This window comes from Streptomyces sp. NPDC012935, assembly GCF_042900345.1.
Lineage (GTDB): Bacteria > Actinomycetota > Actinomycetes > Streptomycetales > Streptomycetaceae > Streptomyces.
The window spans coordinates 953,274-976,288 of record NZ_JBIBBC010000001.1 but is presented as its reverse complement, the minus strand read 5'-3'; the positions used below and the strand labels follow the sequence as shown (position 1 = coordinate 976,288).

The following is a 23,015-nucleotide window of genomic DNA, read 5'->3' as shown; positions in this document are numbered from 1 at the left end:
CGGATCTTCCGGCCCCTGTGCGGGCCGTCTTGATCCCGTCATATCAATTCCCGTATTGCCGCACATCACCTCGGCCCGGAGCCGTACGGTGGTGTGGGCGCGCAGATCTTGCGGAGCCGTGGGGAGAGAGGGCCTGGGCCATGGACCGTGGCACCGAGAGGGACGGCGCGGTGACGGAACACGCCGCGTCCGGACGGATCCCACTGGCCGTGGTCGTTGTCGACCGCGAGGGCCTCGTCTCGCACTGGAGCTCCGGCGCACGCCGTCTGTTCGGCGCCGCCAAGGAGGAGGCGATCGGACGCGCGGCCGTCGATCTGCTGCCCGTCTCCGGCGCGCTGCCCGAGGACGACGACGTCTCGCTCTACGGCGCCTACTCGGCGTACGACGGCCTCGGCCACGATCTTGAGACGTCCCTCGACGGGCGGCTGTACTACCCGGCCGCGGGCCGCGCCCGCCTCACCGTGCCCGAGCGAAGCGAGACGGGGGACCCCCCGCCCGAAGGGTGGGGGAGCGATCGGGTCGACGTCCTGTGGTGGGCCTATCCGCTGGTGGGCCCCGGCCCGGAGCGACTGCTCGTGCTGGGCGCCGACGTGGGCCGGCTCCAGCAGGAGGCCGAGGAGGTGGACACCGGCTACGAGCGCGTCGCCCCCGCATTCGCCCTGCACACCGACTTCCCCGGCGCCGACGAACTCGCCCGCAGACTCCCCGAGATCCTGCCCAGCATGAGCGTCGAGGAGAGCGCCCGCATCGTCGGCCAGATCCTCGAACTGGGCTATCCGGTACTGGAGTTCAGCCAGAACGACCGGGTGCCCGTCACCCCCGACTGGGGCGTGCCCCGGCGTGTCGAGCGCAGGGCGCGCCGCGAGCGGGCCGCTCGGGCCGCCGCTCAGGGCCTGCCGTTACCGCAGGAGTACACCGACGAAACAGAGGACCTCGAGTACGTCGCCGTACGAGAACGCCTGGAGTTCCTCAACGAGGTCAGCGGCCGCATCGGCACCTCCCTCGACCTGTCACAAACCATCGTCGAGGTCAGCAAGGCCGTGGTGCCCCGCTTCACGGACGTCGCCGGCACCTATCTGCGCGAACAGGTCGTCGCCGGCGAGGGGTTCCCCGAAGGCGTACCGGACACGACCACCATGTGGCACCGGGTCGCCCTCGAGCACACCGACGAACCCGGCCGCTGGGACGACGTCGTGCCGGTCGGCGAGGCCATGCCGTTCCCGGCGCACACGCCGTTCTTCCAGTGCATGACCACCGGCGATCCCGTGCTCGTGCCGCGCATCAGCGAGCAGATGGGGCACGCCATCGCCTCGCAGTTCGAGAAGCGGGACATCCGGCCGCTCATCACGGGCCGCTCCATGCTGGTCGTGCCGCTCAAGGCCCGCGATGTGGTGCTCGGCTTCATGATCCTGCTGCGCCACCCCGAGCGCGTCGAGTTCAACGACATGGACCGGGTCACCGGCGCCGAACTCGCCGCCCGCGCGGGCCTCGTGCTCGACAACGCGCGTATGTACACGTACCAGGAGAGCGTCGCCGAGACCCTCCAGGACAGCATGCTGCCGCACATCCCGCCACGCATGGCGGGCTGCGACATCGCCACCCGCTATCTGCCGGGTACGTTGCTGGGACGCGTCGGCGGTGACTGGTTCGACTCCGTGAAACTGCCCGGCGCCCGCACCGCCCTGGTCGTCGGCGACGTCATGGGGCACGGCCTCAACTCGGCCGCCATGATGGGCCAGTTGCGTACGGCCGTGCAGACGATGGCCGCGCTGGACCTGCCGCCCGCCCAACTGCTGCGCAACCTCGACGACCTCGCCCAGCGCCTCGGCGACACCTACCTCGCGACCTGCCTGTACGGCGTCTACGACCCGATCGCCGGCGAGCTCCACATCGCCAACGCCGGCCACATCCCGCCCGTCCTGGTCCGCGCCGACAACGGGCACAGCGAGCTGCTCGACCTGCCCACGGGGGCGCCGATCGGAGTCGGCGGGGTGCCCTTCGAGGCGGTACGCGTGCGCGTGCAGCCCGGCGACCGGATCGTGATGTGCACCGACGGACTGGTCGAGGTGCGCGGCGAAGACATCGGTGTCGGGCTCGCGACGCTGTGCGAGTCCGCCGCCCATCCGGCCGCGTCCATGGACGACGCCTGCGACACGATCATCCGTGCGCTCAACACACGCGGCGGCCGCAAGGACGACGTGGCCCTGCTGATGGCCCGCCTCAACGGCATCGAGCCGGAGGACGTCGCCGAATGGCGGCTCGCCCTCGACCCGGGGGAGGTCGGGCGGGCCCGCGCCGTCGTCCGTGAACAGCTGCACGGCTGGGGCCTGTCGCGTCTCGTCGACAGCGCCGAGCTGCTGGTCAGCGAGCTCGTCACCAACGCCGTACGGCACTCGCACCGTCGTCCCGTCGAGCTGCGCCTCGTCCGGGGAGAGACGCTGTTGTGCGAGGTGGGCGACGACGACCACGATCTGCCGACCCTGCTCAGCGCCGGCCCGGACGACGAGACCGGGCGCGGGCTGCGTGTGGTGAGCATGCTCGCCCGTGAGTGGGGCACGAGCCGTACGAGCGCCGGCAAGGCCGTCTGGTTCGAACTCACGCTCCCGCGACGCTGACCCTCACGTCGTCACGGGCGTACGACTTGTGCCCTGAACGGCGTACGACGGCGCACGAGTCTCGAATGCGGAGTGAAGGAATGCGCCACGCGCTTGTAGCCGTCACCAGGCCGCGATAGACCGTACTCGCCCGTCACTTGACGACGGGTCGGCGTCGCAACCTGGGGAGTTGGGCAGATGAGCGTGACGAGTCGATACCGTCAGGCCTGGGAGGGCTTCTGGCGTGAAGCGAGCGATGAACCGGGTGCGGTGTTCTGGGACGCCGAGCCTGCCCTGACCGCCGGCCGCCACGTGGCCCTCTTCGAGGCGCACCTGACCGATCCGGGCCTGCCGATGGTGGACCTGGGCTGCGGCAACGGCACTCAGACACGTTTCCTCGCCGAGCGCTTCCCGCGTGTCGTCGGCGTAGAGCTGTCCGCCGCCGCTCTGGACCACGCCCGGCTGGCCGACCCCGCCGGGCAGGCGACGTACCGGCTGTTCGACGCGGTGGAGAAGGCCGAGGCCGAGACGCTGCACGCCGAACTCGGTGACGCCAACATCTACATGCGGGGCGTGCTGCATCAGGCCGAGCCCGACGACCGGCAGCTGATGGTGAACGGGATCGCCACGCTGGTCGGCGAGCGCGGCCGGGCCTTCCTCGTCGAGCTCTCCGAGTCCGCGAAGCCGGTCCTCATGGGCCTCGCGCAGAGCCCGTCGGGACCGCCGCCCAAGCTCGCACCGATCTTCCGGCACGGCATCGCCCCCGGCGAGGTCGCCGACGCCGCCGTGCCCGAGTATCTGCGCGCGGCCGGACTCAGCGTCCTAGCGAGCGGCGAACTGCCGCTGATCACCACGGAGTACGGGCCCGACGGCGCGCGGATCGAGCTGCCGTCGAAGTGGGTGGTGGCGGGCCGGACGGTGTGACGGCTGTGCTGGCGGGCGGGGCACGACGGCCCCGCCCGCCGCATCGTCAGACGGGGCGCGACGTCCCCGCCCGCCACATCGTCAGACGGCCTTACGGCCCTTGCGATACGCCGTCTTAGTCGGCGGCGAGCAGCGCGGCCGCGAGCGCGGCGACAATGAGCGCTGTCACGCCGGTGGAGGCGAGGCTGCCGCCCGCGGTCGAGGCGGTCGCGATGACGCACCTGGCCGCGAAGCAGTCGGTGTACTCGCGTGAGGATCATCGTGAAGTGCGGGTCGTGCCCACCGGGTTGGGGAACTCGGCGCGGGAGCAGTGGGCGTCCTGCGTGGCCTTCGCGGTGACGGATCACGCCTTCTGCGTCGCGCTCTCGACCACGGATCACGCCTTCTGCGTCGCGCTCTCGACCACGGACCATGCCTCCTGCGTCGCGCCCTTGACCACGGACCACACGGCCACCACGCCCTCGGCGCTCAGGGACGTGAAAACGTGAGAAAAGTTCACGGTTGCAGCATCTGGCGACTTCGACACCCCCTGGGCTACCGTCGGTAACACCCGCTCTCGCAGCGGTCTCTCGTGTGTCTCCCGCCCCTTGCGCATCTCCCCGGAAGGCAGCCCATGGAGAACTCGTCAACCCCTGCCGCGATCACGCGCCGCCGCGCCCTGACCGTCGCCGGCGGGGTACTCGCCGGTGCCGCCCTCGCGCAGGCGACGTTCCCGGCCTTCGCGGCCTCGGTCGGCTCCTCGGACGCGGACGCCATCGTGGTCGGCCACGGCCTCGCCGGGCTGGCCGCCACGGCCGAACTGGCGGCGGCGGGACGCAAGGTGCTGCTCCTGGACCAGGAGCCGGAGGCCAGTCTCGGTGGGCAGGCGTTCTGGTCCTTCGGCGGACTGTTCCTCGTCGACTCCGCCGAGCAGCGGCTGATGGGCATCAAGGACTCACACGAGCTGGCCTGGCAGGACTGGCTGGGCACGGCCGGCTTCGACCGGCGGATCTCCGATCCGTCGGGCCAGGACCACTGGGCCTACAAGTGGGCCGAGGCGTATGTGGACTTCGCCTCCGAGGAGAAGCGGTCCTGGCTGGCAGGGCTCGGCATGCAGTGGTTCCCGATCGTCGGCTGGGCCGAGCGCGGCGGCGGCCTCGCGGACGGGCACGGCAACTCGGTACCGCGCTTCCACGTCACGTGGGGCACCGGGCCGGCCGTGGTCGAGCCGTTCGAGAAGAAGGTCCGCGCGGCCGTGGAGAACGGCCTCGTAACCTTCAAGTTCCGTCACAGAGTCGACGAGTTGATCGTCACGGGCGGTGCCGTCACCGGCGTACGCGGCGCCGTCCTGGAGCCGAGCAACGCCGGGCGCGGCAAGCCCAGCTCCCGTACCGCTGTCGGCGACTTCGAGCTCAACGCCCCTGTCGTGATCGTCACCTCCGGCGGCATCGGCGCCAACCACGACCTGGTGCGCAAGAACTGGCCCGCCCGGCTCGGCACTCCGCCCAAGTCCATGATCACCGGAGTGCCCGCGCACGTGGACGGCCGGATGCTGGCGATCACCGAGAAGGCGGGCGGACGGATCGTCAACCCCGACCGGATGTGGCACTACACCGAGGGCCTGAAGAACTACGGCCCGATCTGGCCCGGCCACGGCATCCGTATCCTGCCCGGCCCGTCCTCCATGTGGTTCGACGCCGAGGGCAAGCGCTTCTCCAGCCCTGACATGCCGGGCTACGACACCCTGCACACCCTCAAGTCGATCAGTGACAGCGGCTACGACTACTCCTGGTTCGTCACCACCCAGAAGATCATCGCGAAGGAGTTCGCGCTCTCCGGCTCCGAGCAGAACCCGGACCTGACGGAGAAGAACATCTGGATGCTGCTGTCCCGCATCTGGCAGACCCCGGAGCCGATCGAGCGGTTCAAGGAGAAGGGGGAGGACTTCGTCGTCGCCAAGACCCTGCCCGAACTCGTCACGGGCATGAACAAGCTGACCGGCGACAACCTCATCGACCTCGCGGACCTCAAGCGGCAGATCGAGGCCCGCGACCGCGAGATCGACAACCCCTACACCAAGGACGTCCAGGTCATGGGCATCCGCAACGCGCTCGCCTACCCGGGAGACACGCTCAGCCGGACCGCGTCCGCCCACAAGATCCTGGACACCAGCGCCGGCCCCCTCATCGCCGTGCGCCTCAACATCCTCACCCGTAAGACCCTCGGCGGCCTCCAGACCGACCTCTCCGGCCGCGTCCTGGACGCCTCCGGAACCCCGATCTCCGGTCTGTACGCGGCCGGCGAGGTCGCCGGCTTCGGCGGAGGCGGCGTGCACGGCTACCGCTCCCTGGAGGGAACCTTCCTCGGGGGCTGCCTGTTCTCGGGCCGCAGCGCGGGCCGGGCGGCGGCAGCGGCGACGGCTACCTGAACCGGCTCGGAACCCGGGCGGGTTGGGTCACCTGAACCGGCTCGGAGCCCGAGGGGTTGGGTCACGCGAGCGGGCTCGGGCACCCGAGCGGCTCAGGACTCGGTCGGCACGCAGAGGACCGGGACGCTGGAGAGGTGCAGGAGCTTGTGCGGGGTCGAGCCCAGCAGCGCGCCGCGAACCGGGCTCTCGCCCCAGGTGCCGACCACGATGAGCCTCGCCGCGTGGCGGGCCGCGGCGTCGATCAGTGCCGGTGCGGGCTTCTGGTCGATGAGTTCGACCGTGGTCCGCACGCCGGCCTCTTCCGCCACCTGGAGCGCGTGGGCGAGGGCGAGGTTGCCGGCCTCGCGGACGGCCTCGTGGTGGGCGGTGTACTCGTCGCCCATCGCGCCCGGGGCCGCGGCCCCGTAGACCAGCACGAGGGGTTCGCCGAACGCGGCCGACATCTCGATCGCGACGTGCAGTGCGCGCAGGGCGCCGGGGGACTCGTCATAGCCGAGGACGACTGACATCTTCAGGACTCCTTACTCCCCGGCTCCTCGCCGTCGACGAGGGCGGGATCGACCACGCCGGGGCGTTCCGACCAGAACGCGGGAGCGAGCAGCCGCCGGATGAGCATGATGACCACACCCGTGGCGGTGATGCCGATGCCGATGACGAGCGGAGGACCGAGCCCGAACCACGAGTCGCCGCTGTAGGAGTTGGCGGGGTCGGACATGTCCATGATCGACTCCACCAGCAGCCATGCCAGCAGCCCGGCACCGACGAGCGGGCCGAGGCCGATGAGCAAGAAGTTGTGGACGCTTCTGGTCAGCTGGCGGCGGTAGTAGACCGCGCAGGCGAGGCCGGTCAGCGCGTAGTAGAACGCGATCAGCAGCGACAGCGCGGTGAGCGAGTCGAACAGCGCGTTGGAACTGATCTCGCTGACGACCAGGTACCAGGCGATGGCGATCCCGGCGACCCACCACGTGCTCACGTCCGGGGTGCGGAAGCGCGGACTGATCCGTGCGAAATGCGTCGGCAGCGCGTGGCGGCGGGCCATGGACAGGGCCGTGCGGGACGCCGGGATGATCGTCGTCTGGGTCGATGCCAGGGCGGATGTCGAGACCGCGAGCAGCACCACCCAGTCCCAGTCGCCCATGGCCTCCCCGGCGAGCAGCGCGAAGATGAACTCCTCCTCCGCCGCGTTCTCGGCCAGGTAGGCAGTTCCGGCGTAGGCGACCACCGCGAAACCCACCGCCACATAGGTCACCAGCAGGATGACCGTCGACCAGACGGCCGCCTTGCCGGGAGCGGTGGCCGAGTCCTCGACCTCCTCGGTGAGGTTGACGGCCGACTCCCAGCCCCAGTAGATGAACACCCCCAGCAGCAGGGCCCCGGTCAGTGACGCTCCGCCGGCTCCGAAGGGATCGAGCCAGTTGAAGGCCGGATCGGTGGAGCCGAGCGTGCCCGTGTCGGCGTAGACCCGGTACAGCGCGACCACGGCGAAGACGAGCAGGCAGACGACCTGGGCGAGGATCAGGACGTTCTGCACCTTGGCCGACACCTCGGTGCCGATGACGCAGATGGCCGTCATCACCAGGATGAGCAGCACCGTGAGCACCCGGCGCAGAGCGTCGTTCTCGGTCCAGCTGTCGAGGCCGAAGGCGAGCAGCGCGAAGGTCACGGCGACGTCCGCCAGCGACCCCACGACCAGGACGCCCGTCATCGCGATGGCCCAGCCGCCGAGCCACCCGGCCCAGGGCCCCATGGCCCGGGTGACCCAGGAGAAGGTGGTCCCGCAGTCCTGGTCGACCTTGTTGAGGTAGTAGAACGCCGAGGCGATCAGCAGCATGGGCACGAACGACGCCAGCATCACGCCGGGGGCGTAGATCCCCACCAGTGCCACGATCGGGCCGATGACCGCCGCCACCGAGTACGCGGGGGAGGTGGCGTTGAGCCCGATGACGAGGGCGTCGACGAACCCGATCGCGTTGGGCTTCAAGCCCGCGGACTGCGGCGGGCCCGCGTCCGCGATGTCGTCGGCCATGTTCCCTCACTCCCGTTGTACGTGGACCTATACAACAGGGAGTTGAGAAACATTCAAGACATTGATGCCCTTGGTGGGCATATATGTCGTGCCGGGACTGCCGCTACTCCGGCGCCGGGACGAGCGCCGCCAGATCGTCCGGGGTGCGCGGGCCTGCCGACGTGTCACTCAACAACCCCTGTGACCGCAGAAGTCGGGTGGCCGCGACGCCCCACGGCAGCCGCAGACCGGCCTGCTGGAGGAGGTCTGTGCGGGCCAGCATGACCGGTGCCGGCCCGGTGCGTGCCCCGGACGGGGTGAGGAGCGCCGCGTCGTCGGCCCAGCGCAGGGCGAGGTCGACGTCGTGGGTGGCCATGACCACCGTGGTCCCGTTCGAGCGCAGTCCGTCGAGCGTGGCGAGCAGGCGTTCCTGGCCGTCCGGGTCGAGCCCGGCGGTCGGCTCGTCCAGGATCAGCACGCGGGGCCGCATCGCCACCGCGCCGGCGATGGCCGTGCGCTTGCGCTGCCCGTACGACAGCAGATGCGTGGGCCGGTCGGCCAGCGCGCCGATGTCCAGGGCGGCGAGCGCCTCGTCGACCCGCACGCGCACCTCGGGGTCGGGCAGGCCGAGGTTCAGTGGGCCGAAGGAGACGTCCTGGGCGACGGACGCGGCGAAGAGCTGGTCGTCCGGGTCCTGCACCACCAGCTGGACGGTCGTGCGCAGCCGGGTCAGCCCCTTGCGGTCGTACGTGACCCGAGTGCCCTGCACCGTCAACCGGCCGTCGTGCGGCCTGAGTCCACCGCTGAGCAGCCGCATCAGCGTGGTCTTGCCGCTGCCGTTGCGGCCCAGCAGCGCCAGCGCGCGCCCCTCGCGCACATCGAAGTCGAGGCCGCTGAGCACGACGGGGCCGTCCTCGTAGGCGTAGGACGCGCCCCGCAGGGCGACCAGGGCGGTGGGCTCGCTCATGGCAGGGCCTTCTCCAGTACGAGGGTGAGGGTGGCCAGCGCTGCGAGGAGGGCGCAACTCGCGGCCGTGAAGCGGACGGACACGCGGGCCTCGGGCACCAGGACACGCAGGGTGCCGTCGTAGCCGCGCCCGGCGAGCCCGGCCTGGAGCCGGGTGGCCCGGTCGAAGGCCCGCACGAAGGCGGTCGCGCCGAGCCCGGCCAGGGAACGCCACTCCGCGGCCCGGCTCATGTGCCCCAGCCGGGCGGCCTGGGCTTCCCGGATACGGCGCACCGAGTCCAGGAGCAGGAAGCTCATGCGGTACGTCACCAGGGCGACGTCCACGACAGGCGCGGGCACCCCCGCCTTCACCAGGCGGGGCAGCAGGTCGGACATGGGCGTGGTGAAGGCGAACAGCAGCACCCCGAGCGAGGCCGCCGAGGTGCGCAGCAGCAGTTCCCCCGCCAGCAGCGGCCCGTCGTGGGCGAGGGACACGAAGCCCTGCGGCCCGCCCACCTGGACGAGCAGGGTGACCGCGCCGGTCACGCAGAAGCCCAGCGGCACGCGATAGGCACGCCACAGCCGCCGGCCCGGCACGCCCGCGGGTCCCAGCAGCACCACGAGGGACGTCAGGAGCACCAGGGCCGCGCCCGGCCAGGGCGGCAGCGAGATCGCGAGCACGGTGAGACCGAGCCCGAGGACGGCCTTGTCCACCGGGTGGCGGCGGCGCCAGCGACTGCTGTGCGCCGCCGCGTCGATCGGCAGCACGAGTGATCAGGCCCTTTCGGCCGTGGACTCCTCGGCGGCCGCGGTGCCGCAGGCCGCGCCCCCGGTGTCCCGTGCCCGCTCCAGCGCCCGCTGCTCGCCCTGGCGCCTGCCCCGGTGCACGCCGAAGTAGTAGGCGAGGACGCCGGCGCCGAGGGCGGCCTGGAGGGCGAACAGCGCCGACTCGATCTCACCGGACGGCGGCTCGTACAGCGGTGAGAACCAGGGTTCGTAGTCCGGCTTGATCTCGGTGATCGCGGTCTCCGCCTCGGCGTCGGCGCCCGTGAAGGGCTCCTCCTTGTGATCGCCGAGGCCGAAAGCGAGCGGCAGGACCGCGAGCGCGGCCACGACGAGCAGCAGCAGGACGTTGATCTTCGTGTTCTTGCTCATCGGGCCACCGCCTCGGTCTCGGTCCGGGACTGCCTCTTGGTGAGGAGCACGCCCAGCCGGGTCAGCTCGCCCTTGCTGGACTGCACCAGCAGCCGCATCACGAGCACCGTGAGCAGTCCCTCGCTCACCGCGAGGGGGATCTGGGTGACGGCGAAGATGGAGCCGAACTTGCCGAGCGCGCCCAGGAATCCGCTGCTCGGGTCGGGGAACGCCAGCGCCAGCTGGACGCTGGTGACGCAGTAGGTGGAGAGGTCGGCGACGAACGCCCCGAAGAACACCGCCACCATCAGCGGCACGTCGTAGCGGCGCAGCAGTTTGTAGATCGCGTATCCGGCCCAGGGGCCGACGATCGCCATGGAGAAGACGTTGGCACCGAGCGTGGTCAGGCCGCCGTGCGCGAGCAGCAGCGCCTGGAAGAGCAGCGTGATGGTGCCCAGGACCGCCATGATCGGCGGCCGGAACAGAATGGCGCCCAGCCCGGTGCCGGTGGGATGCGAGCAGCTGCCGGTGACCGAGGGCAGCTTCAGCGCGGACAGGACGAACGTGAAGGCTCCGGAGGCGCCGAGGAGCAGCGTGCTCTCGGGGTGCTCCCTGACCTCACGGGTGAGCGAACGGACTCCGTGGACGACGAACGGAGCGGACGCGACGCCCCAGGCGACCGCGTGCGCCGGCGGGAGGAAACCCTCGGCTATGTGCATGGCTCAGCAGACCCTCTCCAGCACCTCGTGGATGGTTGACGCGCCTTGGCCGGTCTCCTGGCTGACGGGTACCACCGCCCGTGCTCCGCCTTCCCGGGTCCCGAAGGACCCAGTGGCTGCCCGTGAGGGCCGGAGCCGGACTTCCCGATTCACAGTGGCGAGGGCCGCACCGGCATCACACCGGATTTCCCGTTCACCAAGGCGTGGTGACAGTAGTGCCCGCACAGGGTGGCTGACAAGCGCGCCTCGGGGGCGTGAAAGGGGCGTTCGCGCGCCCCACGGCCGAGTTGGGCGGGCCGCCGACTCCGCAACAACATGTACACCCTGGGTAATCGAATGCGGATCAGTCATAAGAAGTTTTGAATATGGCGATCTGTCCGCGTTGCGGCGCCGAATCAAGTGCATGGAGGAATCCACGGCCCTGCTGGACGGGTGCGATGAACCGGCCGCCATCGAGAGGACCCTCGCCGCGGTGCTGGCCGAGGTCGTGCGGAGCGAGCAGGTGCCGGTCGACGGTCACTTCTTCGACGACCTGGGCGCCGACTCGCTGGTGATGGCGCACTTCTGTGCACGAGTCAGGAAGCGTGCGGATCTGCCGTCGGTGTCGATGAGGGACGTCTATCGGCACCCGACGATCAGGAGCCTGGCGACGGCGCTCGCGGATGCCGAGCCGATGTCGCGGACGGAACCCGCGGCCGCGGCTCCCGCACGGGAGTCACCGGCCCCGGCTTCGGCGCCGGGCCGGTCCGCGGCGGGCATGCGGCAGTACGTTCTCTGCGGTGCGCTCCAGTTCCTCGCCTTCCTGGCGTACGCCTACCTCCTCGCCTTCGGCACCGCCCTGGGCTACGGGTGGATTTCCGCCGGATCGGGCGTGGTCGATGTGTATCTGCGCTCGGTCCTGTTCGGGGGTGCGGCCTTCTTGGCCCTCTGTGTCCTGCCCGTACTCGTGAAGTGGACCCTCGTAGGCCGGTGGAAGCCTCAGCACATCCCCGTCTGGAGCGTCAGGTACGTCCGCTTCTGGATCGTCAAGACGCTGGTGCGGGCGGATCCGATGGTGCTGTTCAGCGGTTCCCCGCTCTACCTGCTCTACCTCAGGGCGCTGGGCGCGAAGGTCGGACGGGGGGCCGTGGTCCTCTCCCGGAACGTGCCCGTGTGCACCGATCTGCTCTCCATCGGTGACGGTGCGGTCGTCCGCAAGGACTCGTTCTTCTCCTGCTATCGGGCGCACGCCGGGCTGATCCAGACCGGCCCGGTCACCCTCGGCAGGAACGTGCTGGTCAGCGAGGCCACGGTCCTCGACATCGACACAGCGCTCGGTGACGGGGCACAGCTCGGCCACGCCTCCTCGCTGCACCGTGGACAGGCGGTGCCCGACGGCGAGCACTGGCACGGGTCACCGGCGCAGCGGGCCGACGTGGACTACCAGGTGGTGGGGCAGGTCCGCTGCGGCGCGGTGCGCAGAGCGACCCACAGTGCTCTGCAGCTGCTGCTCGCGCTGGTCGTGTACATACCCCTGGCGGTCGGCGGCGTCGCCGCACTGCTCGTCGAGGTCCCGCAGCTCAGCACGGCACTGGAGCCGGGGCCCGCGGTCTTCGCCGACTGGACTTTCTACCTCGAGGCCCTGGCGATGTCCTTCGTGCTCGTCTTCGGCGCCGTGCCCGCCGGTCTCCTCGTCCTGACCGCCCTTCCCCGCCTGCTCAGCCTGACCATCACGCCGGGCAGGACCTACCGTCTGTACGGCTTCCACTTCGAGGTGCACCGGACGATCACGCTCCTGACCAACTGGAAGTTCCTCAAGCGCCTGTTCGGTGACAGCTCCGCCATCGTCCACTACCTGCGGGGCCTCGGGTACGACCTCTCCCGCGTCCAGCAGACCGGGTCGAACTTCGGCACGGAGATGAAGCACGAGACGCCGTATCTGAGCTCTGTCGGGCGCGGGACGATGGTCGCCGACGGCCTGTCGATGATGAACGCCGACTTCTCCAGTACGGCGTTCCGGGTGTCCCGGGTGTCGATCGGGCCGCGCAACTTCCTCGGGAACCGGATCGCGTACCCCACGCGGGGCAGGACCGGCGACAACTGCCTGCTCGCGACGAAGGTGATGGTGCCGGTCGACGGGGAGGTCCGCGAGGGTGTCGGGCTGCTGGGCTCGCCCAGCTTCGAGATTCCGCGTTCGGTCCTGCGGGACAGCACGTTCGACCGGCTCAAGGGCCATGAGGAGCTGCGGCACGGCCTTGCCGCAAAGAACAGGCACAACGTCGCCACGATGGCGTGGTACCTGCTGTCGCGCTGGATATTTGCCTTCGCAATCATCCTGCTCGTCACGGCGGCCGCGGAGATGTACGGGCCGCTCGGCGTGTCCGGGATCATGCTGGCCGATGTCGTTGTCGTGCTGTTCACCATCACGTACTTCGTGCTGGTCGAACGCGTCGTGACAGCGGTCCGCCCCCTCAGGCCCCTGTTCTGCTCGATCTACACCCCGGACTTCTGGCAGCACGAGCGCTACTGGAAGGTGCCGTCGGAGACGTACGTGAGGATGCTCAACGGCACCCCGTTCAAGAACGCCGTCTGGCGACTGCTCGGGGTGCGGCTCGGCCGCATGGTCTTCGACGACGGCTGCCATCTGACGGAACGGGCCATGGCCGCCATCGGGGACGGCTGCACGCTCAATCAGGGCAGCGTGGTCCAGTGCCACTCGCAGGAGGACGGCGCCTTCAAGTCCGACCGGAGCACGGTCGGCTCCGGATGCACCCTCGGGGTCGGCGCTTTCGTCCACTACGGCGTGACGGTGGGCGACGGTGCGGTGCTCGCCCCGGACTCCTTCCTGATGAAGGGCGAGACGGTCCCGCAGGAGGCCTGGTGGGGCGGCAATCCGGCACGGCCGATCCGCTCGTACAGCGACGACGAGGTGAGGTCGGCCCCATGACATCCCCGGCATCGACGACAACGACCGCGCAGGCCGGCGGGGCGTTCTGGCGGGGCGTGCTCGCCGTCGGCGGGGGCGCCACGGTCCCGCGGTGGACCGTCGATCCGGTGACCGGTGTGTCCCAGCACGAGGCGACGCTTCCCAGGGAGCTGACGGACGCGCTGAGCCGCCTGGCGGGCGATCTGGCTGTGCCCCTGCGCTCGGTGCTGCTGGCCGCGCACGCCAAGGTGCTCGCAGCTCTGTCCGGCGAACACGAGGTCACGACCGGTTACGTCGCCGTACCGGGCGGGCGGCCGCTGCCCTGCCGACTGACCGTCGGCCCCGGCTCGTGGCGGACGCTGGTACTCCGCACTCACCGGGCCGAGTCGGATTTGCTGCTGCACAAGGACTTCCCCGTCGACCGGCTCCGGCGTGAGTCGGGCCTGCCCGGACCGTCCAGCGAGGCCGAGTTCGATCCGATCGGCGACGGCGGCGAACTCGCCGAGAACGCCGTGCTGCGGCTGGAGACACCGCGCGCCGGTGAACGGCGCGGGCTGCGGCTGCGGTACCGGACCGACGCGATCGATGCCGACTGCGCCGCCAGGATCGCCGGCTACCACCTCACCGCCCTCACAGCGATGGCCGCCGATCCCGACGCCGCACACGACCGGCAGAGCCTGCTCTCCGCCGACGAGCTCCGCTTCCAGCTCGAAGGACTCGCAGGACCCCGCCGTGAGCTGCCTGATCACCGCTTCCACGAGCTGTTCGAACAACGCGTCAGGGCACACCCGGACGCCATAGCGGCCGCACACGGCGACCAGCGGTGGACCTACCGGGAACTCAACGCACGGGCCAACCGTCTGGCGCGGGCCCTGCTGGCCCGGGGACTGGGCCGCGAAGGCGTCGTCGCGGTGGTGACCGAGCGCAACCTGGACTGGGCTGCCGCCGTCCTGGCGGTCCTCAAGGGCGGCGGGGTGTACCTGCCCGTCGAGCCGCACTTCCCGGCCGACCGCATCACGACCATGCTCACGCGGGCCGGGTGCCGGCTCGTGCTGACCGAGCCGGGCAGCACCGCCATGCTCGACGGGGCCCTCGACGCGCTGCCCGCGGTCCGGGCGCTGTCCGTCGACGCCGCCTACGCGGAGGACCACGCCGACTCCGACGTCGGTGTCGGCGTCGCACCGGACCAACTCGCCTACATCTACTTCACGTCCGGCTCCACCGGCGAGCCCAAGGGAGCCATGTGCGAGCACGCGGGCATGCTCAACCACCTCTACGCCAAGATCGACGACCTGGAGATCGGCGAGGGGCAGGTGGTCGCCCAGACCGCGCCCCAGTGCTTCGACATCTCGCTGTGGCAACTGGCTTCCGCGCTGCTGGTCGGCGGACGGACCCTGCTCGTCGAACAGGACGCGATCCTGGACGTCCCGCGGTTCGTCGACACGATCGCCCGCGGCGGGGTCGGCGTCCTCCAGGTCGTGCCGTCGTACCTCGACGCGGTCGTGGCCTACCTGGAGCGGCACCCGTGCGCGCTGCCGGACCTGCGATACGTGTCGGTCACCGGCGAGGCGCTGAAATGGGAGCTCGTACAGCGCTGGTTCGCCGCCCAGCCCGGCATCAGGCTGGTCAACGCCTACGGGCTGACCGAGACATCGGACGACACCAACCACGAGGTGATGGACCGGGCGCCCGCCAACGGACGCATCTCGCTCGGCTCGCCCATCAGCAACGTGCACGTCCACGTCGTGGACGAGCACCTGTCACCGGTGCCGCTCGGCGCCCCCGGGGCGATCGTCTTCTCCGGGGTCTGCGTCGGCCGCGGCTACGTCAACGACCCCGAGCGCACCCGGCAGGCCTTCCTGGCGGATCCGCACCACGCGGGCCGACGGCTCTACCGGGGCGGGGACCGCGGCCGCTGGGTGCCCGGGGGCAAGCTGGAGTTCCTCGGCCGCCAGGACACCCAGGTCAAGATCCGCGGCTTCCGGATCGAGATCGGCGAGGTCGAGAGCGCCCTGCTGCGGGCTCCCGGGGTCCGCGACGGTGCGGTGGTGGCCGTCGAGGGGGCCGGCCGGGGCGGGCGCCTGGTGGCCTTCTACCGCGGAGACGGCCCACTGGAGGACGCCGACCTCAGGGACCGGCTGGGCCGGTCGCTGCCCGAGTACATGGTTCCGTCGGAGTTCCACTGGCGGAAGAGCCTGCCCGTGACCGCCAACGGCAAGGTCGACAGGAAAGCGCTGACCGCGCTCGCCGCGCAGGCCGGCGCCGTGCTGCCGGACCTCGGATCCGGCGGCACCGGGCTCGACATGGCTCAGGAGGGCCGCGACACCCCACGCACGCCGACCGAACGGCGGCTCGCCGCCGTGTGGGCTCAGGTGCTCGGCATACCGGAGCACACGATCCGCCGGCACGACCACTTCTTCGACCGCGGCGGCACCTCCCTCGCGGCGGTGCGGCTCGCGATCGCCCTCGACCGTGCGGTGGACATCAAGGACATCACGCGCCACCCGGTCCTGGCCGACCTGGCCCGCGTCGTCAACGGCGGCCCCCGAGCCGCCGCGCAGACGGCCTCCGCGGCCGGAGCCGGCCCCGCACCACCGGCTTCCTCCTGAACCACGACCGAAAGGAGACCGAGATGCCGACCTCGCCCCCTGTGCCGATGCTCGACGTCGACCTTCAGCCCGGCAAGCCCCCGATCCTGCGCGCCGACTCATCCGGTGACGCGGCGAGTTGGGCCGCCGAGCACCGGGACGCGGTGCGCGCCGTCGTCGCCGAGCACGGTTCGGTCCTGGTCCGTGGCCTCGGACCGGGCGGCCAGACCGAGACCGCCGCCGTCTTCCGGCGGCTGGCGGCCGCTCTGATGACCGAGAAGGAGGCTTTCGCATCCCGGCGGACCTACGCCGACGGCGTGTACTCCTCGTCGAAGTGGCCGCCGCACCAGCCGATGTGCATGCACCATGAACTCAGTTACACCCTGGAGTTCCCCGGTCTGATGCTGTTCGCCTGCCTCAGCGCCCCCGACGCCGGCGGGGCGACCGCGCTGGCCGACGCACCGACCGTGCTGGGCGCGCTGCCCACCGATCTCGTCGAGCGGTTCCTGAGGCAGGGCTGGCTGCTCACCCGCAACTACAACGAGGAGATCGGGGCCTCCCTGACCGATGCCTTCGGCAGTGAGGACCGCGGTGCGGTCGAGAGCTACTGCCGCGCGGCCGCGATCGACTTCGAGTGGCAACCCGACGGCGGACTGCGGACCCGGCAGCGCCGCAGCGCCGTGGTGCGGCACCCGGTCACCGGCCGGCGCTGCTGGTTCAACCAGATCGCGTTCCTCAACGAGTGGACCCTGGCCCCCGAGATCCGTGAGTACCTGGTCGACGTCTACGGCGCCGACGGGCTGCCGTTCAACACCCGCTACGGGGACGGCGCACCGATCGGCGAGGACACCGTGCAGCTGCTGAACGAGGTCTATCAGTCGCACACCGTGCGCGAGCCGTGGCAGGCCGGTGACCTGATGCTCGTCGACAACGTCCGCACCGCCCACAGCAGGGAGCCCTACGAGGGGCCGCGCGAGGTGCTCGTCGCGATGGCGGACGCGGTGCGCCTGGCCGACTGCTCACCGACCGTGGAGGTGATCACCCGATGACCACCACCCGTTCCGGCACCTGGGAGCCCGCACCGTCCGGGCCGGTCGCCGTGCCGCCGTTCGCGATCGTTTCGGGCGGCCAGGTCCAGCAAGCGCTGCGAGGGCGCGAGAAGCAGATCGTGGAGGTGGTCGAGGAAACCTACCGGCTGCACGACGCCGGTGATTCGGTGAACCCGCCGTCCCATTTCCTGCGCTTCCCCGACCGCCCGTCGTCCCGGATCATCGCCCTGCCCGCCTCGATCGGCGGGGAGGCAGGGGTGGACGGCCTGAAGTGGATCTCCAGCTTTCCGCAGAACGTCGCGGCCGGCATCCCGAGAGCCTCCGCGGTGCTCATCCTGAACGACCGCCACACCGGCTACCCGTTCGCCTGCATGGAAGCCTCGATCATCAGCGCCACGAGGACGGCCGCGTCGGCGGTGCTGGCCGCGGACCGACTCAGCCGTGGCCGAGGGCGCCCGACGCGCGTCGGGTTCGTCGGGACGGGCCTCATCGCCCGCTACATCCACACCTTCCTGGCCGGTACCGGCTGGTCGTTCGACACCATCGGCGTGCACGACGTGTCCGCCGACAGCGCCGCCGGGTTCCGCTGCTACCTGGAGCAGTCCGGCGCCGCCGGCTGGATCGTCCTGCACGACAGCGCCGAGCAGCTGATACGCCGGAGCGACCTGGTCGTGTTCGCCACGGTCGCCGCCCGGCCGCACGTCCACGATCCGTCGTGGTTCGCACACCGTCCGCTGGTGCTGCACGTGTCACTGCGCGACCTGGCCCCGGAGGTCGTGCTCGCCTCGGACAACGTCGTCGACGACGTCGAGCACTGTCTGAGGGCGGACACCTCCGTTCACCTGGCCGAACAGCTCACGGGCAACCGCGACTTCGTGACGGGGACGCTGGCGGACGTGATGGCCGGACACATATCGCCGTCGGCGGACCGGACGGTGGTGTTCTCGCCCTTCGGCCTCGGGGTGCTCGATCTGGCAGTCGGCAAGTACGTCTACGACGAGGTCGCCGGCTCCGGCGAGCTGCACGTCGTCGACGGCTTCTTCCATGAGCTGAGCCGGTACGGGTGAACACCGTCCGCGCCCGGTCGCTCTTCAATCCGCGGAGGCCATCGTGTCAGTCATATCCGCCCCCTACACCTTCAACGAGGAGGATCTCTACGTCGACCTCCAGCCGATACTGGGGCACAGGCTCTTCCTGAAGTGCGAAGGGTTCAACTTCGCCGGCTCGATCAAGCTGAAGCCCGCCACCGAGATGGTGGAGGCCGCCGAACAGGCGGGGGTCCTGACCCCGCGGTCGGTCCTGCTGGAGTCCTCGTCGGGCAACATGGGCGTGGCACTCAGCATGATCGCGGCGAGCAAGGGCCACCGGTTCCTGTGCGTGACGGACTCCCGCTGCAACCTGTCGACCAGGCTGGTGATGGAGGCCCTGGGCGCCCAGGTGCACGTGATCACCGAGCCGAGCGCCGACGGCGGCTTCCTGCAGGCGCGGCTCGACTACGTTCGCGCGCTGTCCGCCCTGGACGACCGGTACGTGTGGCTCAGCCAGTACACCAACCCGGGCAACTGGAGAGCGCACTACCGCAGGACGGCACCGGCGATCGCCCGCTCGTTCCCCGGACTGGACGTGCTGTTCGTCGGGGCAGGCACCACCGGGACGCTGATGGGCTGCGCACGGTTCTTCCGGCAGTGGCACCGGCCCGTCCGCATCGTGGCGGTGGACAGCGCCGGCTCGGTGACCTTCGGCGGTACCCCGGGCCGCCGCATGCTTCCCGGCCTGGGCATGAGCGTCAGTCCGCCCCTGCTCGACGAGTCCTACGTCGACGAGGCGATCCACGTCGAGGAGGCGGACACCATCCGCGCCTGCCACCGCCTGGCCAGACGTGGCTTCCTCTTCGGTGGCTCCACCGGCACCGTCGTCAGCGGTGCGACGCGCTGGCTGGCCGGGCACGACCCGGCCGGTCTGACCGCGGTGGCCATCGCCCCGGACCTGGGTGAGCGCTATCTCGAGACCGTCTACCAGGCCAACTGGGTCCAGGCCCTCTACGGCGACGACGTGCTCCGTCCCGGCGGCCGGGTCGCCGCCGGTTCGCGGGTCGCCGGCCCCGCGCCGCTGCGGGATGCGGACGACGGCCGGGACTCGGACACTTAGGGAGAGGGTGGGTGAACCCGGCATGGTGGAGCGGGGCAGATACACAGGTGGGAGAGGGTGTGGCCAAGCGGGAGGCGTCCGGGGCCCGGCGCATCGGTACATCCGAGACCGATCGCCTGTTGGTCTCCGTCGCTGCGGGCAGTCAGGACGCCTTCTCCCAGTTGTACGACGCGGCCGCCGGACCGATCTACGGAATCGCGTGCCGGGTCCTGCGGGACCCCGCGCGCGCCGAGGAGGTCACCCAGGAGGTCATGCTCGAGGTCTGGCAGAGGGCCCCCCGCTACCGGCCCGAGAGCGGGCACGCCATGACCTGGATGCTGACCATCGCTCACCACCGGGCCGTGGACAGCGTCCGCGCACTGCGAAGGTCCGCCGAGCGTGAGCGCGCCGTCTCCCAGCACGAGTCGACGCCTGCCTTCGACGACGTCGTGGACGCGGTGGAGGCGCTCGGAGAGAGCGAACAGGTCCGCTCGTGCCTGAAGGAGCTCAGCGCCGAGCTGCGGCAGCCGGTGGTGCTCGCCTACTACGAGGGCCTGACCCATACCGAGATCGCATCGAGGCTGTCCCTGCCGCTCGGCACCGTCAAGAGCCGTCTGCGCAGGGCTCTGACCCGTCTGCGGCACTGCCTGGGAGCTCCGCCGTGATGACAGCCGACTCGCACGATGCACACGACCTCGCGGGTGCCTACGCGGTGAACGCCCTCACCCGGGAGGAACGGGAGGCCTTCCGTCGCCATGTCGCCGACTGCCCCGACTGCGCGCACGAGACGCTCCGTCAGCAGGAGGCCGCGGGCTGGCTCGCGCTCGCGGCGGCCCGGACCCCGCCGCCGCGTCTGAAGGAACGCGTCCTCGCCGAGGCGGCCCGGACCCCCCAGTTCCCACCGACGCCTCCCGGCCGGACGAATGGGCGGCGCACCCGGCGATCGATGCCACCCCTGCTGCATCTCGCACTGGCCGCGAGCCTCGCCGCGGCCGCCGCGCTCGGCGGTCTGGCGGCCTGGCAGCACCAGGAGGCGCGGGATGCCCGTCAGGAGGCCCGCAGCCAGGCCGCCGACCTCGGCCGGCTCCTCGCGGCTCCCGACACCATCTTCGTCAAGAAGGACCTGGCCTACGGCGGATCCGGCACCCTGGCGGTTTCGCGGGACCTGGACGAGGCCGTCTACTTCTGCCAGGACCTGGCCCCCCTGCCCGCGGACAAGACCTACCAGATGTGGTACGTCGACCCCGGGGACGCAGTCCGCTCCGCCGGGCTCCTCGCCGCCAAGGCCGGCCTGCAGTCCGCGTCCCTTCCCCCGCCCGGTGCCGCCGCCGCACTCGCCGTCACCGTCGAGCCGAGCGCAGGCTCCTCCCACCCCACCAGCGACCCGATCGCCACCTGGCCCTTGCCCACGTCCTGATCGTGTGGGCCGGCGTCCTGCTGTCTCGTAGGAAGTTGCCTCGCCGACGCGTAACGTGAAGCAGCATGAGAATCCTCATCAGCGCCGACATGGAGGGCGCCACCGGCGTGACCTGGCCGGCCGACGTGCTGCCGGGGACGCCTCAGTGGGAGCGGTGCCGGGGAATGTTCACCTCGGACGTCAACGCCGCCGTGCTGGGATTCTTCGACGGGGGTGCCGACGCCGTCGTCATCAACGAGGCCCACTGGACCATGCGCAACCTGCTGCTCGAACAGCTCGACGCGCGCTCGGAGATGCTCACCGGGCGGCACAAGACGCTGTCCATGGTCGAGGGCGTGCAGCACGGCGACGTGGACGGCATCGCCTTCGTCGGCTACCACGCGGGCGCCGGCATGGAGGGCGTCCTCGCGCACACCTACCTGGCGAACTCCATCACCGGGGTGTGGCTGAACGACGTACGGGCGAGCGAGGGGTTGCTGAACGCGCACGTCGTCGCCGAGTACGGCGTGCCCGTCGTGCTCGTCACCGGCGACGACGTGGCCTGCGAGGACGCGCTCGGGTACGCGCCGGGAGCACTGAAGGTCGCCGTCAAGGACCACGTCTCGCGGTACGCGGCCGTGTGCCGTACGCCTACCAGGACCGCGGGCGACATCCGCGCCGCGGCCAAGGAGGCGGCCGCACTGGCGGTCCGTCAGGAGCCGGTGAGCAACGGTCCGTTCACCGTCGCGGTCGAGTTCGACGCCGAGCACCTCGCGATGGCCGCCACCGTCGTCCCCGGTGTCGAACGGATGGGTGAGCGCAAGGTGGCGTACACCAGCGAGCGCATGTACGAGGGAATCCGTACCTTCAAGGCGGTCACCACGATCGTCTCGGCCGCGGTGGAGGAGCAGTATGGCTGACGGGCAGGCACTGGACGAGGTCGTGACGTTCACCTCCGACCTCATCCGCATCGACACGACCAATCGCGGCGGCGGCGACTGCCAGGAGCGCCCCGCCGCCGAGTACGCCGCCGCGCAGCTGGCCGAGGCGTGCCTGGCGCCCACTCTGCTGGAGCGCACCAGGGGACGTACGAACGTCGTCGCCCGCGTCGAGGGCACCGACCCGTCGGCGGACGCGCTGCTCGTCCACGGTCATCTGGACGTGGTGCCCGCTCAGGCCGACGAGTGGAGCGTGCACCCCTTCTCCGGGGAGATCCGCGACGGCGTCGTGTGGGGCCGGGGCGCGGTCGACATGAAGAACATGGACGCGATGATCCTGGCCGTGGTCCGGGGCTGGGCCCGTGAGGGCGTACGCCCCCGGCGGGACATCGTGATCGCGTTCACCGCCGACGAGGAGGCGAGCGCCGAGGACGGCTCCGGATTTCTCGCGGACCGGCACGCGGAGCTGTTCGAGGGCTGCACCGAGGGCATCGGCGAGTCCGGCGCGTTCACCTTCCACGACGGCAGCGGCCGGCAGATCTACCCGCTCGGGGCGGGGGAGCGCGGCACCGGCTGGATCAAGCTGACGGCACGCGGGCGGGCCGCGCACGGCTCCCGGCCGAACCGGGAGAACGCGGTGAGCCGCCTCGCCGCCGCCGTCACCCGGATCGGCGGCCACGAGTGGCCGTTGCGGCTGACCCCGACCGTACGCGCCGCCCTGACCGAACTCGCGGCGCTGTACGGCCTCGACGCCGACCTGGACGACGTGGACGGCCTGCTGGAGAAGCTCGGCCCGGCGGCCCAGCTCGTCGAGGCGACCGTCCGCAACAGCGCCAACCCGACCATGCTGCAGGCGGGTTACAAGCTCAACGTGATCCCGGGGGAGGCCGTGGCCTATATCGACGGGCGGTATCTGCCCGGCTTCGAGGACGAGTTCCGCGCGACCGTGGACGATCTCACCGGGCCCGACGTGGAGTGGGAGTTCCACCATCAGGAGGTGGCTCTGCAGTCACCCGTGGACTCGCCGACATACGCCAGAATGCGCGCCGCCGTCGAGGAGTTCGCGCCCGAGGGCCACACGGTCCCGTACTGCATGCCCGGCGGCACCGACGCCAAGCAGTTCTCACGGCTCGGCATCACCGGCTACGGCTTCTCGCCGCTGAGGCTGCCGGACGGGTACGACTACGGAGCCATGTTCCACGGCGTCGACGAGCGCGTGCCGGTCGGGGCGCTGCACTTCGGCGTCCGCGTTCTCGACCGCTTCCTGCGGACGGCCTAGGCCAG

General features: G+C 70.8%; 19 protein-coding genes and 1 riboswitch. Of the genes, 13 read left to right on the top strand and 6 right to left on the bottom strand.

What is annotated here, in order from left to right:
- The first annotated feature begins 140 nt into the window (after positions 1–140).
- The 4 genes from ACFY5C_RS04260 (at position 141) to ACFY5C_RS04245 (ending at position 5,925) form a co-directional block, all read left to right on the top strand.
- Positions 141–2,615 carry a SpoIIE family protein phosphatase gene (locus tag ACFY5C_RS04260; RefSeq protein ID WP_389440155.1) on the top strand — a complete coding sequence of 825 codons (2,475 nt, stop codon included), beginning with the start codon at positions 141–143 and terminating at the stop codon, positions 2,613–2,615.
- Between the two features lie 177 nt (positions 2,616–2,792).
- Positions 2,793–3,518: a class I SAM-dependent methyltransferase gene (locus ACFY5C_RS04255; RefSeq protein WP_389440153.1), complete on the top strand. Its 726-nt coding sequence runs from the start codon at positions 2,793–2,795 to the stop codon at positions 3,516–3,518.
- Between the two features lie 155 nt (positions 3,519–3,673).
- On the top strand, positions 3,674–4,006 hold the full coding sequence (locus ACFY5C_RS04250; protein ID WP_389440151.1) for a hypothetical protein: 333 nt from the start codon (positions 3,674–3,676) through the stop codon (positions 4,004–4,006).
- A gap of 125 nt (positions 4,007–4,131) precedes the next feature.
- A complete protein-coding gene (locus ACFY5C_RS04245) occupies positions 4,132–5,925 on the top strand; it encodes an FAD-binding dehydrogenase (protein ID WP_389440149.1) in 1,794 nt (597 codons plus the stop codon).
- A gap of 92 nt (positions 5,926–6,017) precedes the next feature.
- Here ACFY5C_RS04245 and ACFY5C_RS04240 read toward each other — a convergent pair whose 3' ends face one another.
- From ACFY5C_RS04240 to ACFY5C_RS04215, 6 genes are all read right to left on the bottom strand, one after another.
- Positions 6,018–6,434, bottom strand: coding sequence for a universal stress protein (locus tag ACFY5C_RS04240; RefSeq protein ID WP_389440147.1), 417 nt, complete (start codon positions 6,432–6,434; stop codon positions 6,018–6,020).
- A gap of 2 nt (positions 6,435–6,436) precedes the next feature.
- Complete coding sequence (locus ACFY5C_RS04235; protein WP_389440145.1) at positions 6,437–7,951, bottom strand: APC family permease; 1,515 nt, start codon at positions 7,949–7,951, stop codon at positions 6,437–6,439.
- Between the two features lie 103 nt (positions 7,952–8,054).
- Complete coding sequence (locus tag ACFY5C_RS04230) at positions 8,055–8,897, bottom strand: ATP-binding cassette domain-containing protein (RefSeq protein ID WP_389440143.1); 843 nt, start codon at positions 8,895–8,897, stop codon at positions 8,055–8,057.
- Positions 8,894–9,643 (bottom strand): cobalt ECF transporter T component CbiQ, encoded by a 750-nt coding sequence (gene cbiQ, locus ACFY5C_RS04225; protein ID WP_389440141.1) that lies wholly within the window; start codon positions 9,641–9,643, stop codon positions 8,894–8,896. The genes ACFY5C_RS04230 and cbiQ overlap by 4 nt, the downstream gene beginning before the upstream one ends.
- A 6-nt stretch (positions 9,644–9,649) precedes the next feature.
- A complete protein-coding gene (locus ACFY5C_RS04220) occupies positions 9,650–10,030 on the bottom strand; it encodes an energy-coupling factor ABC transporter substrate-binding protein (protein WP_389440139.1) in 381 nt (126 codons plus the stop codon).
- Positions 10,027–10,728: an energy-coupling factor ABC transporter permease gene (locus tag ACFY5C_RS04215; protein WP_389440137.1), complete on the bottom strand. Its 702-nt coding sequence runs from the start codon at positions 10,726–10,728 to the stop codon at positions 10,027–10,029. The genes ACFY5C_RS04220 and ACFY5C_RS04215 overlap by 4 nt, the downstream gene beginning before the upstream one ends.
- Before the next feature lie 29 nt (positions 10,729–10,757).
- Positions 10,758–10,944: riboswitch (cobalamin riboswitch) on the bottom strand.
- 187 nt (positions 10,945–11,131) lie between these two features.
- On the opposite strand from ACFY5C_RS04215, the gene ACFY5C_RS04210 reads away from it, so the two are divergent.
- The 9 genes from ACFY5C_RS04210 (at position 11,132) to ACFY5C_RS04170 (ending at position 23,010) form a co-directional block, all read left to right on the top strand.
- Positions 11,132–13,654: a Pls/PosA family non-ribosomal peptide synthetase gene (locus ACFY5C_RS04210; RefSeq protein WP_389440135.1), complete on the top strand. Its 2,523-nt coding sequence runs from the start codon at positions 11,132–11,134 to the stop codon at positions 13,652–13,654.
- Positions 13,651–16,242, top strand: a complete 2,592-nt coding sequence (locus ACFY5C_RS04205) for an amino acid adenylation domain-containing protein (protein ID WP_389440133.1) — start codon at positions 13,651–13,653, stop codon at positions 16,240–16,242. Before ACFY5C_RS04210 ends, ACFY5C_RS04205 begins: the two co-directional genes overlap by 4 nt.
- Before the next feature lie 23 nt (positions 16,243–16,265).
- The gene (locus tag ACFY5C_RS04200; RefSeq protein ID WP_389440131.1) at positions 16,266–17,270 is read left to right on the top strand and encodes a TauD/TfdA family dioxygenase; all 1,005 of its coding nucleotides are present in this window, start codon (positions 16,266–16,268) and stop codon (positions 17,268–17,270) included.
- Complete coding sequence (gene sbnB, locus ACFY5C_RS04195; RefSeq protein WP_389440129.1) at positions 17,267–18,337, top strand: 2,3-diaminopropionate biosynthesis protein SbnB; 1,071 nt, start codon at positions 17,267–17,269, stop codon at positions 18,335–18,337. The genes ACFY5C_RS04200 and sbnB overlap by 4 nt, the downstream gene beginning before the upstream one ends.
- 43 nt (positions 18,338–18,380) lie before the next feature.
- The gene (gene sbnA / locus ACFY5C_RS04190; protein ID WP_389440127.1) at positions 18,381–19,418 is read left to right on the top strand and encodes a 2,3-diaminopropionate biosynthesis protein SbnA; all 1,038 of its coding nucleotides are present in this window, start codon (positions 18,381–18,383) and stop codon (positions 19,416–19,418) included.
- A gap of 59 nt (positions 19,419–19,477) precedes the next feature.
- A complete protein-coding gene (gene sigK, locus ACFY5C_RS04185; protein ID WP_389440125.1) occupies positions 19,478–20,062 on the top strand; it encodes an ECF RNA polymerase sigma factor SigK in 585 nt (194 codons plus the stop codon).
- The gene (locus tag ACFY5C_RS04180; RefSeq protein WP_389440123.1) at positions 20,062–20,814 is read left to right on the top strand and encodes an anti-sigma factor domain-containing protein; all 753 of its coding nucleotides are present in this window, start codon (positions 20,062–20,064) and stop codon (positions 20,812–20,814) included. The genes sigK and ACFY5C_RS04180 overlap by 1 nt, the downstream gene beginning before the upstream one ends.
- A 65-nt stretch (positions 20,815–20,879) precedes the next feature.
- On the top strand, positions 20,880–21,713 hold the full coding sequence (locus ACFY5C_RS04175; protein ID WP_389440121.1) for a M55 family metallopeptidase: 834 nt from the start codon (positions 20,880–20,882) through the stop codon (positions 21,711–21,713).
- Entirely contained in the window at positions 21,706–23,010 is a 1,305-nt protein-coding gene (locus ACFY5C_RS04170; RefSeq protein ID WP_389440119.1) for a M20/M25/M40 family metallo-hydrolase, read from the top strand. Before ACFY5C_RS04175 ends, ACFY5C_RS04170 begins: the two co-directional genes overlap by 8 nt.
- Positions 23,011–23,015: the final 5 nt, after the last annotated feature.